The sequence below is a fragment of the Pseudomonas sp. KCJK9000 genome (assembly GCF_046230725.1).
Lineage (GTDB): Bacteria > Pseudomonadota > Gammaproteobacteria > Pseudomonadales > Pseudomonadaceae > Aquipseudomonas > Aquipseudomonas promysalinigenes.
In genome coordinates this window covers 17,262-29,565 of sequence record NZ_JBJJLN010000026.1, presented here as the reverse complement: position 1 = coordinate 29,565, position 12,304 = coordinate 17,262, and the positions used below count along the sequence as shown (strand labels likewise).

14 protein-coding genes are annotated in these 12,304 nt (G+C 66.6%); all 14 read right to left on the bottom strand.

Annotation, left to right across the window (positions count from 1 at the left end; translation table 11 throughout):
• Positions 1-277: 277 nt before the first annotated feature.
• Positions 278-739: a hypothetical protein gene (locus tag ACK59H_RS13470; RefSeq protein ID WP_409264521.1), complete on the bottom strand. Its 462-nt coding sequence runs from the start codon at positions 737-739 to the stop codon at positions 278-280.
• Between the two features lie 94 nt (positions 740-833).
• The gene (locus ACK59H_RS13465; protein ID WP_409264520.1) at positions 834-1,985 is read right to left on the bottom strand and encodes a phage tail tube protein; all 1,152 of its coding nucleotides are present in this window, start codon (positions 1,983-1,985) and stop codon (positions 834-836) included.
• A 23-nt stretch (positions 1,986-2,008) separates the two neighbouring features.
• Positions 2,009-2,443: a phage tail terminator-like protein gene (locus ACK59H_RS13460; RefSeq protein ID WP_405124275.1), complete on the bottom strand. Its 435-nt coding sequence runs from the start codon at positions 2,441-2,443 to the stop codon at positions 2,009-2,011.
• 3 nt (positions 2,444-2,446) lie between these two features.
• Positions 2,447-2,833 (bottom strand): hypothetical protein, encoded by a 387-nt coding sequence (locus tag ACK59H_RS13455; protein WP_235769017.1) that lies wholly within the window; start codon positions 2,831-2,833, stop codon positions 2,447-2,449.
• Between the two features lies 1 nt (position 2,834).
• Positions 2,835-3,203, bottom strand: coding sequence for a hypothetical protein (locus ACK59H_RS13450; RefSeq protein WP_409264519.1), 369 nt, complete (start codon positions 3,201-3,203; stop codon positions 2,835-2,837).
• Positions 3,200-3,811: a DnaT-like ssDNA-binding protein gene (locus ACK59H_RS13445; RefSeq protein ID WP_409264518.1), complete on the bottom strand. Its 612-nt coding sequence runs from the start codon at positions 3,809-3,811 to the stop codon at positions 3,200-3,202. The genes ACK59H_RS13450 and ACK59H_RS13445 overlap by 4 nt, the downstream gene beginning before the upstream one ends.
• On the bottom strand, positions 3,808-4,008 hold the full coding sequence (locus tag ACK59H_RS13440) for a hypothetical protein (RefSeq protein ID WP_409264517.1): 201 nt from the start codon (positions 4,006-4,008) through the stop codon (positions 3,808-3,810). The genes ACK59H_RS13445 and ACK59H_RS13440 overlap by 4 nt, the downstream gene beginning before the upstream one ends.
• 17 nt (positions 4,009-4,025) lie before the next feature.
• The gene (locus ACK59H_RS13435; protein ID WP_409264516.1) at positions 4,026-4,757 is read right to left on the bottom strand and encodes a hypothetical protein; all 732 of its coding nucleotides are present in this window, start codon (positions 4,755-4,757) and stop codon (positions 4,026-4,028) included.
• A gap of 50 nt (positions 4,758-4,807) precedes the next feature.
• On the bottom strand, positions 4,808-5,800 hold the full coding sequence (locus tag ACK59H_RS13430) for a major capsid protein (protein ID WP_409264515.1): 993 nt from the start codon (positions 5,798-5,800) through the stop codon (positions 4,808-4,810).
• A 22-nt stretch (positions 5,801-5,822) separates the two neighbouring features.
• Positions 5,823-6,194 (bottom strand): capsid cement protein, encoded by a 372-nt coding sequence (locus ACK59H_RS13425; RefSeq protein ID WP_409264514.1) that lies wholly within the window; start codon positions 6,192-6,194, stop codon positions 5,823-5,825.
• 54 nt (positions 6,195-6,248) lie between these two features.
• Positions 6,249-7,094, bottom strand: coding sequence for a hypothetical protein (locus ACK59H_RS13420; protein ID WP_409264513.1), 846 nt, complete (start codon positions 7,092-7,094; stop codon positions 6,249-6,251).
• Positions 7,091-7,495, bottom strand: a complete 405-nt coding sequence (locus ACK59H_RS13415; protein ID WP_409264512.1) for an XkdF-like putative serine protease domain-containing protein — start codon at positions 7,493-7,495, stop codon at positions 7,091-7,093. The genes ACK59H_RS13420 and ACK59H_RS13415 overlap by 4 nt, the downstream gene beginning before the upstream one ends.
• Before the next feature lie 95 nt (positions 7,496-7,590).
• On the bottom strand, positions 7,591-8,121 hold the full coding sequence (locus ACK59H_RS13410; protein WP_409264511.1) for a hypothetical protein: 531 nt from the start codon (positions 8,119-8,121) through the stop codon (positions 7,591-7,593).
• Between the two features lie 56 nt (positions 8,122-8,177).
• The gene (locus tag ACK59H_RS13405; protein ID WP_409264510.1) at positions 8,178-12,302 is read right to left on the bottom strand and encodes an NUDIX domain-containing protein; all 4,125 of its coding nucleotides are present in this window, start codon (positions 12,300-12,302) and stop codon (positions 8,178-8,180) included.
• Positions 12,303-12,304 lie beyond the last annotated feature (2 nt).

The following is a 12,304-nucleotide window of genomic DNA, read 5'->3' as shown; positions in this document are numbered from 1 at the left end:
TCTAGGTGCGCCTGGTCCAGCGCTCGCAGGGTTTCCACTTCCCAGGGGGTTGGGTGGTTGCCCGTAAGCGCGGCCCAGGCCGCCATTTCTGTAAAGCCGATGGGGCTGGGTCCGAAGCCGCTACCACCTCGCGCGGCGTGCAGCTCCAGATACCAGCCCCATACGTGATCGATGGCGGCCGGCAGCTCGGGGCCATCGAGTTGGGCAGGTCTACGGCCGGCGGCGCGTTCGACCTGCTCCAGGTTCTGCCTGTTGGTGATTGCCTTCGGGTCGTTGTTTAGGCGATCGCCGAGCCAGAACTGGTGCTTGGCGAATTCGAGGATGGTGCCTCGGCACTCGGCAAAAAATTGGCGCGCTCGTTGATGAAGCGGTCGGCCTGGTCACGAATGAACGGGTACTTGGTGTACAGGGCGGTGGCCGACTGACGGGTGCAGGCGATCGGCTGGCCGTCCAGGCCCAGGAAGCCTTCCCAGCGCACGGTGACGCCGGCGAGCATGTTGATGGTTTCCGCTTCCAGCTCCTCGGCGGTCATCTTGACGTTGCGCTTGGCCAGGCGCTTGTTCAGGTTGATGTTCTGCGCGGTGCGGTACGCCTGCGAGTCGGAGCCCTGCAGGAAGATGATCATCTTGGCGCGGCCGTGCTCGTCGCGGTCCACGACGCCGTTCGGGCCTTCGACTTCCAGGGCGGCGCCTTGATCGGCGTGCGCTACGGTGTCGAACGATGCTGGCATTTGAAACATGGGGCTTTCCTCGCTTGGGGGTTTGGTGCGGTGCTTCGCTCTTTAGCGTGTTAGCGAAATAGCGATTTCGCTAAAGGGCGAAGCGGCCCGCGGGTTAGTTAGAACGCTGAATGATCAGGGAGGTGTTGGTGGCCGCGTCGACCAGGGCCTGGTACTGGTACTGGCTGGTTACCGGGCCTTCCTGCGGCGGGTCCATGGTGCTGGAGCTGAACTTGGTACGCGGCAGGTGCACGGCCAGGAAGTCGGTACCGTTCGGGTCATCCATCCGGCACGAAATGGCTTTTTCCTGCTCGTTCTCGAAGATGTTGTGCAGGGTCGCGTTCTCGAAGAACGCCGACAGGTTGCCGGTGACCTGGGCGGTGCCCTCGAACACATCCGGGCTGAATCGGGAACCGCACACCGGCTGCACCGAGCGGCCGTTGGCGATGGTCAGGTCCAGGCTGGTGACAACGGCCTGAGCGACGCCGTCGACCAGGATGTTGGCCTGGAACGCTACCAGCGGGCTGTTGGACGGGGCCGCGGCCGGGTTGCCCAGGGTCGAGCCTTGGAACGCGCCGCCGCTCATGCCGAGCAGCTCCAGCGTGCCGCCGATCATCTGGTCGGGCTGCATGCTGATGCTCATGCTGTTGATGGCCACGCCACGGAACACCTGGTACTGGGCAACGTCAGGGAAACGACGCTCAATGGTGTAAGTGGTCAGGGTGCTGCCCACCTTGAGGATCTTGCCGACGCCGGCGCAGGTCCGGCCGGTGGCCGTAGCCTCGGTGGTCAGGGTCTTGCTGACGAACAGGTCCTGGGCGGTGACCGATACCACGGTCGCGCGGCCGTTGTTGCCGCCGGTGGTAAAGCCGGTGACGTTGATTTCAAGGCCCGGGAAGAAGCCGTCTGTGATCCAGGAGCCGGACGCACGGGTGAACTTGTTGGTGCCGGAAGCGGCCGCCAGGCTGACCGCCGCGTGGGTCGGGGCGTTGACCCAGGCGCTGGACATGGCGCCTTCGAGCATGTCGTCGAAGCTGGCCACGGACAGCTCATAGCCCAGGCTGCCACCGACCTGCTCGAAGCCGTGGCGCATGTCGGCCACCTGGCGGTCTTGGCGGCGCTCCTGCGAAACGATGGCCGATCGGGTCTTGTTGATGTTGCGGCTCATGGCGCGCAGCGTCTTCATGGACGGCGAGCCGGGGGTGGTGCCGCGAGTGACCTCTTTGACGTAGCTGAGGCCGACGTTAGCGCCAGATGCAAGTGGCATGGGGTGTCTCCTTTCCTGGTGGTTTAGCTATTGGGGCGGTGCAGGTAGTACGTGACGCTGATGGGGATGCCGTACCAGTCGGGTTCGGGCATTGCCGGCCCGGCCTGGGCCTTGCGGCTGACCACGGTTGTCTCCCCGTAGGTCATGAATCCGCTAAGCCCGGGCCGGAAGGCCTGGCAGATGGCGCTGGCCATCTGTTCGGCTGCCTTGGTGCCCTTCCCCGCCGGGTAAAACACGGTGATCTGCCACACGCCGTCGTCTCGCAGCAGCCCGTCGCTCGCTCCATTGCTGCCGAAGCTGGCGACCGCCGTACTGGCCGGCATCAGCTTCTCTTTCAACCAGGGAGTGCCCGGGGTGGGATCGTACCCTTCGTTCTCCCAGGCGTGACCTGTGGGCAATCCGGCCACTTGCAGCAGGCGCTGCCGAAGGGCGGCGCGGACGTTGAAAAGCTCGCTCATGGGTTACTTGCCTCGAAGTCGGCGGGCGTGGCCCTCGGCGATCGCCTTGGCCTGCGCCAGGGCGATGCGGACCATGCCGTTGGGGGCTTGCTGGCTCCAGCCGTACTCCAGCCGGAGGATGTAGCGGGTGTTGTTCAGGAAGAAGAACCGGTCGCCGGCCTGCATCTGCGCCGTGACCAGCGCCAGCTGGCTCAGTGGCTCGCCGGTGCCGGTGGTGGTGCCGCTGTTCAGGCTCGGCTGCCAGCTGCCCCGGGCAAAGCCGGTGTCGACGGGGGTTCCCTCGACGACCAGTTGGCCCAGGTCCTGGCAGGTCAGGGCGGCGACGGCATCCATATTGGCGCCGGCCTTCCTGATGATCCTGGAGAGGTCTGATGCAAAGCGTTTCCCCATGTCAGGCCTCGGCGTAGAGCTTCCAGAGGATCGGGGCCCCGTCCGGCGCCAGCTCGTATTGCCAGAAGACGGTGCGGGTCTTGCCGCCGGCGATCAGCTGCCATCCCTTCCCGGGGGTGTACGGGGCCCCCTTGGCGGCCACCCAGCACTCCACGACGTCGCGGCCGACCAGGCTGCCGGGCTCAAAGTCCCGGCTTTTGCCTGGCGGCAGGATGACGGCGCGGCGGTTCATGGTCAGGACCAGGCCGCCGGTTTCCTCCTGGGAGACGGGATCGCGCTCGCCTGGCTGCTCGAAGCGCAACACGACCGGGCCGCCGGCCTCGTTGATCGCCTCCAGGGCGCTGTCGATCTCGTCGCCGTAGATGGTCACAGGTCATAGTCTCCAGGCGCAGCCGGGTTGAAGCCCGGGCGGTGGCTCGGGTTGTCGTGCATGCCGACGTCGAACTGGGCCGGGTCGTCGTTGCCCCACTGAGGCAGCATGCCGTCGACGTCGCTGTCGCAGCGCAGGAGGCTGGCCAGCAGGCCGAGCGCCGCCTGGTAGACGGTGTGGCCCGGGGCGCCGGCGGCGTAGACGGTGGTGATGGGGCCGACGGTCTTGCTCTGCACCTGGCCGCCGCGCGGGAGCGCCGGGGTCAAGTCCTCGCCCTGGGCAACGAGGCCGGCCAGGTAGCAGGTGGCGTCGATGACCTGGAACGGCACGACGTTGTCGGGGATAGCGTCGCCGTGGCGCTCCACAGCGCCGCTACGCGGCCATGGCATGCGCTGGCCGTACCCTTGGGCCTTGCGGCCCTTGAAAGCGTAACGCTGGGCGTCGCTGAGGCTTGCCGAGGCCTTCACCAGGGCGGCCTCCTTTTCGCCCTCGGCCAGCGCCGCCCAGGCGGTGTCGCCCCGGGCGGAGAAGTAGGCGTCGGCCGCGGCCACGCTGGCCAGGCTGACGGCGTCGGTCTTGCCGGTACCGTCCTCGACAATGATCGTCATGCTGGCAGCGCCTCCGCCTCGCGGGTGAGGCCGGTGGCCTCGCCTACAACCTCGACCTGGACGATGCTCAGGCGAATCAGCGCCTGGCCCGGGCTGTCGTTGTCGATGTGCCAGGTGATGGCGCTCACGGGCAGATTCAGCTCGGCGCCGGTGTCTGCGTCGTACAGCTTGGTGCCCATGGGGGTGCCGTCGCTCACAACCTTGACCCGGACCATCAGCCGTTCAACTCGGCAGCGCGGGCGATCGCTTCGTCTTTCTTCGACGGCTCGCCTACAGGTTCCTTGGTGGTGCTGTCGATGACGTACCAGCGGCCGGCGCCACGGTGCTCGGCGTGGTAGCGGCCGGCGACCGGCAGTTCGGCGATGGCGGCTTCGTTCGGCGTCAGGGTGGGCGCTGGCGGCGCCGTCTGCGCGCCTTCCAGGATCTGGCCAGGGGTCGGGCCGTCTACGGGCGGAATCGTGCCGTCAGGGCCGTTCTCGTCGCCCTTATCGACTTCCAGCGGGATGGCCTGGATGGCGGCGACCAGCTCGTCCAGGGGCAGCAGCGCGGCGCCCTCGATCTCCAGGTCAAGGCCGAGGCGGCGCAGCTCCTCCTCGGGCAGCTGGGCCAGGGTCATGCCCTCGCCCAGGCTGTTGATGACGCCGACCAGGTGGCCGATGCGGGTATCCAGGTCGGTGTCGTCGGCCGGCGGCACGATCGGCTCCGGGGCTGGGGCCTGGATCTGCTCGAGCACGGTCACGCCGCGTACCAGCGGGTAGCCGTTTTCGTCCAGGCGCGCGTCGATACGGCGGCCTTCGTACAGCTGGCGCAGGCGCGGCAGCAGGATGCCGTCGGTTTCGACGGGGTCACCGGCCTTGTGCTCGGTGCCGTTGAGGATCAGCGCGCGGGTGGCGATGAACAGGAAACTGGGGCTAAACGGGGGGCGTTTGTAGCGGTTATCGGCCATGGGGGCCTCCTTTCGTCAAAGGGAAAGGGGCGCCGTAGCGCCCCCTGCCGTTAGGCCATGTCTTGCAGGAAGTAGCCCAGGTCCTGGCCGACGATCTGCATGTCGAACGCCATGGAGATCTCCACGCGGTCGGACTCCAGCGCCTCGATGCGGAACTGCTTAATGCGGTTGCCCATCGGGCCCGAGCCGCTCTGACCGGTCCAGGAGAAGGTGTAACCCGCGGTCGGGGTCATCAGGCCCGGCTCTGGGGTCACGTAGTTGAACAGGCAGTGGTTGCCGCCGATGAACTTGTGCACAGGCGGCTTGCCTTCCGGTGCGATGTTCTCGATGGCGTTCATCACCAGGATTTCATCGATCTCGAACAGCGCCGCGATCGCCTCACGGGTGATGTTGGCCGGGTTGCTGTTGCTGTTGCCGCCGGCGAACTTCACGCGGTCGATCAGGTCCGGGTGGTCCTTGAGGGCGTCCCAAACGCGGCGGCCGATGGTGATCTTGTTCGGCTCGTAGCCGGTGTCCTCGGCCATGTCGGCCTTGATCTGGCGCACCAGCGCGATCGGGTCCGAGTTGGCGTCGGTCCACTTGAGCACCTGGCTGCCGGTCGGGTTGGCGGCCACGCCGACCTTGCCCTGGGTCCACACACCTGGCTTGAAGTAGGTGTTGGCGAACAGCTTTTCGCGCTTGATCAGCGCCTTTTGGGTGACGAAGACGGTGGCGTCGCGGTCGACGTTGATCTGTACGTCGGCGTTGTCGCGGACCTGGTCCGGGATGTCCTTGTGGAACGAGTACACGCGGCAGAAGTAGGCCGGCGCGGTGTCGATGTTGTAGCCGCCGCCCTTCGATTCGGTACCGGGGGCGCGCTGCTCCATCTCGTCGCGGTTGAACTCGCCGCGATCGTAGCGGTAGTAGATGTCCGAACGGTTGGTGCTGGGGATGTTCGGGAACACCTTGGTGGCGATGAAGTTCTCGGCCTTCTGCATGTAGGCGATCGAGATGTTGGTCAACGGCTTGTTTACATGCACGTTGTTGCTGGTAGGTCCTGCCATGATGACTCCTTAACCTGTTGGGTTAGACGACCGCAGGGGCGCCTTTCTGGAAGATGCTGATGACTTCGCCGGCGGCGGCGGCCGCGATCATGGCGGTGCCCAGGACGGCGTTGCCGGTGGTGGCGGTGACCGCGCGGCCCTGGTTGTCGGTGGTGATCTTCGCGTCGACGTTGATGGCGGCGCCGGCGATGATCTTGGTGACGCTGCCGTCAACCGAAACGGCGGCGGCTTCGTCGAGGATTGGCTGGTTTTGCACCACGCCCAAGGCGGCCTCGCCGGCGGTGGTGCAGCGCACGACCTTGCCGCCCGACGCCTTGACGAAGCGGTATTGCGAGGCGGTCAGGTCTTCCCCGGCCACCCGGCTCATGCTCTTCACGTTTTCTTCATATGCCATTGCGTTTTCCTCACTGATGGCTGGGGGTGGCCGCCGGTCGACGGCCGTAACGGGTTAGCGGGCAGCGTTGCGCTCGGCGATGTAGGCCTCGTACAGCTCTGGCTGGTCCATCAGGACTTGGGCCTCGGCTTCCTCGGCGGTCAGCGACTTGTCGGACTTGCGCAGCTCGACCACGGCGCTGGCGATGCGTGCTTCTGCGTCGCCGCCGCCTTCAACGTGGCCCTTGCCAATGACTTCGGTGCGCGGCTTGCGGCCGTCGCCCTTGTCGCCGGCGGCGGTGGTGATGGCGTCCTGGGCGGCCTTGAACAGGCGTTCCAGCTCCTCGCCGTCAGCCTTGGTGGTCATGCCTTTCTCGACGCGCATCAGCAGCGGGCCCAGCTTGTCGGCGCTGGTCGGCAGCTGGTCGAAGGCCTCTGCCTTGGCGATGAACACCGCGACAGCCTTCTCGTCGGCCTGCTTGGCGATCAGCGCCTCGGCGGCGTCGACGCGGGTCTGCATGGCCTTGAACATCTTGGCCACCGGCTCTGGCAGCTCGCCCAGGGCCTTGGTGATCTCGTCGACTGGCTCACCGCCGGCGTTTTTGGCGATGGTCGCCTTCGCTTCGTCCAGCTGGGTGGTCAGGGCGGCGACTTGACCGGTGAGCTGGTCGTTTTTGGAGACCAGCTCCTCGTTGGCCAGGGTCAGCTCGCCCAGGGCCTCCTCGGCCTTGGTGACGGCTTCGGTCAGGGCATTCAGCTCGGCCTGGGTGGGTTCTTTCGGCATTGGATCGTCCTCGGTGTCATCGCGCTTGAACAAAAGGACCGCGCTGCCCTGGTTGGCACCGCGATCGACTAGGGAAATTTCGCCAAGCACCACGTCGTGCAGCGTGGTGCGCTTGTTTTTCTTGGCTGGGGCGGTCATTGCTGCTCCTCGTAATCGCGACGGATGCCCTTACCGCCGATGCTGAAAGCGGCCAGGCTGCCGTTGCGGACGCGGGCCTTGATGCCTTCGTCGTGCAGCTTCATGCCGATGAACCACCCGGCTTTGCCCAGGTCGATGCCCAGGGCTTTCTGGATGTCGCGGGTCAGGACGATGCTCTCAACCACCTCGCCGACCGGCTGGCCGCCGTGCATGACCTTGGCCACGCGCGCCTCGCTGACGTAGCGGTGCGCCATCTTGCGCACCTCGGTTTCGTCGATAGCGTCGTTCTGCCGGTCCCACACCAGTTCGCCGGCCTCCTCGTATACGGTGACGAAGCCGTAAACGACGCCTTCGGCCTCGTCGAACTTGGCGATTTCTGCCTGGTACTGGTAGGAATCCATAAAGCCACCTTTTCAGCCGGACGCAAAAAGGCCGGCGGTTGTAAATCCGTCGGCCATCCAGGTTTAAGGGGTCGTTGTGGGTGTTGCGGTGTCGCTTAGGCTTCGGGGTCGGCGTCGCTCTCGTCGTCGAGCCCGGTGGCCTCGTATTCGTGGTAGGGGATGCCCATCAGCAGGGCTGCTGCGCTGTCGAGGCTCCCGTCGATCGCTGCTCGCGCGGTGTCCTCGCCTTCACCGTCATCGAGCAGCCGGGCGGCCGCGTACATATCCTGGATAACCAGGATGAACAGGGTGGCCAGGCGCTGCACCGGGTCGTTTTCCCCGATGTTGGCCTGCGCCGCGACAAAGTCGTCGATCTTGCCGGGCTCGTTCCAGCCCTGGACGACGTTGTATTCGTCGCTCTGGCCCAGGAACACCTGCGCCAGCGCGGTGGCCTCGGCCACATCGGCGGCGCTGGCCGCTTCCTGGTCAATCTCCCCGCTGGAGAACTTGACCAGGCGGTTAAGCGCCTCGCTGCCCAGGTCGCCGACCAGGTCGCGCACAACGGCCTGGTCGCCCAGGTACGGCTTGCCGTCCTTTTCCGCAGCGGCGATCGACAGGTCTAGCGTGTGGTCGGTTTTGTTAAGCATGACGTCTCCTATTGCCCTGAATCCTAAGCCCCACACGCCGCGCCATCAAATCTGCCTCAACTGTTCGGCAATAGGGTCACGTCGACGACGATCTGTGTGTTCTTGCCGTAGCCGTCGCTCTGCTGGCCTTTATGGATGGCGGTGATCACCATCCGCTGGTTGGCCGGCAGCAGCACCTCCAGCTCGCCGGGGTGTTTACTGATAGTGGTGCCATCGGGCAGCTCTGTTCCTTTGCCGGCGTACAGGCCTTTAACCCCTGGCCCTGCTGTCATGCGGAAATGCACGTCGCCGGTCCAAACCTTCGGGTGAATCGAGGTAGAGCTGATACCAAACTCCTGGATAACCTTACCGATGCCATGCTTGCTGACTTGCGCGAGCATGTCGTCTGACATCTCCACTTTGCGGCTCAGGACTGTGCCGGGTTTGAGCGTGACGCCCGCCTCCAGGATGGCGGCGTTGGCGTCCAGGGCCTTCTGGCTCGGCTTGCCTGCGCGATATCCGGCGTTGATGTCCTGGTATGAGCTGCCGGTGTAATCGCGCACGGCGCCCTGCTTGACGGCGCTCAGCTTGGTGAAGTTGGCCAAAGACTCGGCCGAATAGGTGTGCTCGGTGAGCCCGGCGCCATATTTCAGGGTCTGCGGAACTACGGCGTGTGCTGCGTTATCAGCCTTGCCCAGCACCGGATACATCGCCAGCTTGGCCAGAACCTGCTGGGGGTTTTTCAGCGGCTTTGCCTGGTCGGCCAAGGCTTTGACCGCCTGCGCCATGGTCTTGCCGTTGCCGACGTTGATCGACTTTAGTGGCGCTGGCGGGTTCAGCTGTAGGTTTACGTCCTCGATGACCTGCTGCAGGTAGCTCGCAACATGCTGTGACGGCGACTGCGGCTTGTATGCCTTGAGCGCCTGCAGGTTGCCGGAAACGGCCATAGCGTGGATCGCGCCGACCTCGTCCTGGTTGGCCTGGTTGTTCTCGGCCTTAGACGAAAGCCCCTTACCGGTACCGCCCCAGTTGTGGAAATCAGGCGTGCTCGTCAGGCGCGAGGTGTCGATCTTGACCGGCGCCTTGGCGGCGGCCTTGGCCTTGGCGGTGACGGCAGCAGCGGCCGCTGTGGCCTCCGTTGCGGCCGCGGCCAGGGTCTTCGGCTTGCCGGCGGCTGCCTTGACTGCTGCCGGGGTGATATCGGCGCCCCCGATCGCCGCCAGGGTGTCGGCCTTGTACGCGGCGGCTTTCTTGCCGTAGGTGTTGCTGCCGAAGGTGATGGCGGCCAGCTGGGCCTCGGCGTCGGCCTTGGACAGCTTGCCGGCCTTAAAACCGGCGCCGATCGACTCGACCTGGTCGACCTTGGCCAGCAGCGTCTTGTTGGGGTTGGCGGCCGACGAGAGGGCCGCGGCGGCGGGCTTGCTCGGCATCGCCGGCGCGACCTTGGGCACGCTGGTGGTGGCGACGGCGGCGGCCGTGGCGGCCTCGACGGCGGCGGTGGCCTTCTCCCGGGCGCCGCCTTGTTTAAGGGCGCCTGCCAGGTTGCCGATCGACTCGTACTGGTCCATGTCCACCGCGCGATCGCCGAGGGTGTTCATCAGGCCGGTCATGAACGACTGGATCTTGTCTGCCGGCTGGCCGGCCATGCCTTTCAGCTCGGTGTGCTTCTGCGCCCACCACTGGGACGAATTGACCTTGGCGCCAGCGGCCGCCGATTTCGCCCCGGGCTGGGCATTCAGCCAGTTACCGATGGCCGTGATGTTTTGCCCCTCGATAACGCTGTCGGCCCGGCCAAGGCTGCTTAGGTACGCCTTGGCGCCGGCCGCGTCGCCTTGTTTTACCTTCCCCGCGACGACGGCCATGTGCGCAGAAGCCATGGTCTTCTGGTAGGACGAGCCCGCGAAGTCCTTGGATTTCAGTGGCTCGGGCGCTGCCGTCGGCGCCGGCGGAATGGCAAAGCCGCTGTCCTTGGCTGCTGCCTTGACCTTGACCGGGGCGTCGACGGGTTTTGGCGTCGGTTTCGGCGCTGGCGCGGGCTTGGCCTGCGCTGCTGCGGCCTTGGCGCCGACTGCGCTGCCGCCGCCGGCGACCAGGGCCTCGTTGAACGCCGTGGGGTTGACCTCGTAACCCTTGAGCATGATCGCTTCCTTGCGCGCGATCAGGGTGTCGGCCAGCTCGGCCTTGGCCTTGGCGTCGCCCGGGCCGTGTTTCTCGACCAGCTGCTTGATGGTGGCGTCGCTGATCGAATCCAGGCGGGCCGCGCTCTGCGCCAGCTGGGTGGAGGTCATGCCGGCGAACACGGCCGCCGACTGCGGGTTGCTCTTGGCGTCGCGCAGGGTATCCCACTCGTTCGCGTGCTTGTTGAACGCGGCGCCCTTGGGCTCGCCCTGGGCCCGGAACAGCAGCGCCCCGCCCGGGTCGATGCGCGAGGCCGTGCCGTTGCCGGTGACGGCGATGTTGTCGAAGCCCAGGCCGACGGCGTCCCAGTTGGCCAGCCAGGCGTCGACGGCGAAGTGCTTCTGTGCCTGGCTGATGTTCTGCGGACTGGCGTTCACCTTCTCCAGCGGGCCGTCCAACATGCGGCTGGCCACGCCGGTACCGCCGCCGTGCTCGGTGCCCAGGTCGACCGGGCGCATTTCCGGGGCGTGTGCGCCGGCGGCGTTGTACAGCCGCGACGCTAGCACCTCGTTGTGCGCCATGTCGGGGTTGCCCTTGGTGCCCTTGACCAGCCACTTGGCGCCGCTGGCGTCGGTGTAGATGGCGCCCGGGTTGCTGCCGCCGGGCTTGGGCGCGGAGTACTTCAAGTCACCCAGCGTCATCGGCCCGCGCGCGGCCGCCTTGCCGCCGGTACCGGGCGTTGTGCCGGCGCTGGACAGCCCCTGCGCGTGCCCCAGGGCCTTGTTCCACTCGTTCCACACGCCCTTTTGGTATGGGTTGGCGCCCTTCCCGGGCTCGGTGGGTTTGATGGCGTGCAGGCCGACGATGTCGCCGTCGTTGGCCATGGCGGCGATCGCCTGGATTTTCTTGTTGGCGGCCTTGAGCGCGCTGTTGTCCGGGTTCTTGCCGGTGAGCATGGTGGGCGCGAAGGCCCCCAGCTGCGCCTTGGCGCCGGCGATCGCCTGGGCGGCGGTGACGGCCTCGGCCCCGGGCTTGGCGGCCGCTCCCACAGCACCTGGTGCAGCGCTGGCCATGGCGCCGCCACCCTTGGGCTTGAACTGGCCCCCGCGCGGGTCGCCCTTCGGGTAGCGGGCCTGCTTGGCGTTGCCGCCCTTCCCTTTCCCCTTGCCCTTGCCGTCGCGCTTGAGCAGCTCGGCGACGAAGTCGGCGATGCGGGTGGCGCGCTCGGCTTCGGCCTTGGCCAGCGGCCCGGACAGCAGGTCGATGGCGATCTGCTTGTCACGCATGCGGTTGAGGTGCTTGCCCAGCTGCATCGGCGGTACCAGCTTCACGCCCTGGGTTTCCCAGCCTGCGTCGGCCGGGGTGCCGCCCACGCGCTTGGCGGTGTAGTACCGCGCGACGCTGGTGTCGCCCTCGTAATCGCCCAGGATGCCGGTGATCTCGACCTTTAGGCCGCTCTCCTCCCACGCTTCCTTGATGGCGTTGGCCTGCAGGCGCTTGATGCCCGGCTCGGCGCCGCCCTTGGGGAAGGTGTGCTCATACCCGCCGAAGTGGTTGGTCGGCTCGACGACCCACACGCGGCCATCGGGCTCCTGGATGACCACGCCGGCGCCGGGGCGCTTGGGGTTGCCCTGGTAGTCGAACTTCTGCGGCAGGGGCGGCTCTTTGCCCGGCATCTGGCCCGCCACGGCGTTCCAGCCTGCCTTGGTGGTCGGCGGGGTCCACGGGGTGAGTGGGACGCCGTTCAGCGCCTTCGGTACCGAGCTGCCCGGGGCGAAAGTGGCCACGGCCTTGCGGTCCAACCAGGTGGCGCGCGGGCTCGGGGTAGTGGGGAAATGCACTGTGACGGGGTTGCCGGCGTCGTCTGCCTTGGGGTGTGGCGCGGCATTCAGGGTCGCGCCCAGCGCTTCCTTGGCCTGCGCCAGGGCCTGCTGGGCGGTGTGCACGGGGCTGGAGCCGAAGCCGCCCCCGCCGCCCTTGGGCTTGAACTGGCCACCCTTGGGGCTGCCCTTGGGGAATCGGGGCTGTTTGGCCCCCTTGGTGATGGCTTCACAGCGCTGCAGCAGTTCGGCGATCGACGCCATTG

What these genes read in the sequence shown, in the direction of transcription:
- ACK59H_RS13470 (WP_409264521.1), bottom strand. Translation starts at nt 739, where the DNA reads ATGTTTCAAATGCCAGCATCGTTCGACACCGTAGCGCACGCCGATCAA.
- ACK59H_RS13465 (WP_409264520.1), bottom strand. Translation starts at nt 1,985, where the DNA reads ATGCCACTTGCATCTGGCGCTAACGTCGGCCTCAGCTACGTCAAAGAG.
- ACK59H_RS13460 (WP_405124275.1), bottom strand. Translation starts at nt 2,443, where the DNA reads ATGAGCGAGCTTTTCAACGTCCGCGCCGCCCTTCGGCAGCGCCTGCTG.
- ACK59H_RS13455 (WP_235769017.1), bottom strand. Translation starts at nt 2,833, where the DNA reads ATGGGGAAACGCTTTGCATCAGACCTCTCCAGGATCATCAGGAAGGCC.
- ACK59H_RS13445 (WP_409264518.1), bottom strand. Translation starts at nt 3,811, where the DNA reads ATGACGATCATTGTCGAGGACGGTACCGGCAAGACCGACGCCGTCAGC.
- ACK59H_RS13435 (WP_409264516.1), bottom strand. Translation starts at nt 4,757, where the DNA reads ATGGCCGATAACCGCTACAAACGCCCCCCGTTTAGCCCCAGTTTCCTG.
- ACK59H_RS13430 (WP_409264515.1), bottom strand. Translation starts at nt 5,800, where the DNA reads ATGGCAGGACCTACCAGCAACAACGTGCATGTAAACAAGCCGTTGACC.
- ACK59H_RS13425 (WP_409264514.1), bottom strand. Translation starts at nt 6,194, where the DNA reads ATGGCATATGAAGAAAACGTGAAGAGCATGAGCCGGGTGGCCGGGGAA.
- ACK59H_RS13420 (WP_409264513.1), bottom strand. Translation starts at nt 7,094, where the DNA reads ATGACCGCCCCAGCCAAGAAAAACAAGCGCACCACGCTGCACGACGTG.
- ACK59H_RS13415 (WP_409264512.1), bottom strand. Translation starts at nt 7,495, where the DNA reads ATGGATTCCTACCAGTACCAGGCAGAAATCGCCAAGTTCGACGAGGCC.
- ACK59H_RS13410 (WP_409264511.1), bottom strand. Translation starts at nt 8,121, where the DNA reads ATGCTTAACAAAACCGACCACACGCTAGACCTGTCGATCGCCGCTGCG.
- ACK59H_RS13405 (WP_409264510.1), bottom strand. Translation starts at nt 12,302, where the DNA reads ATGGCGTCGATCGCCGAACTGCTGCAGCGCTGTGAAGCCATCACCAAG.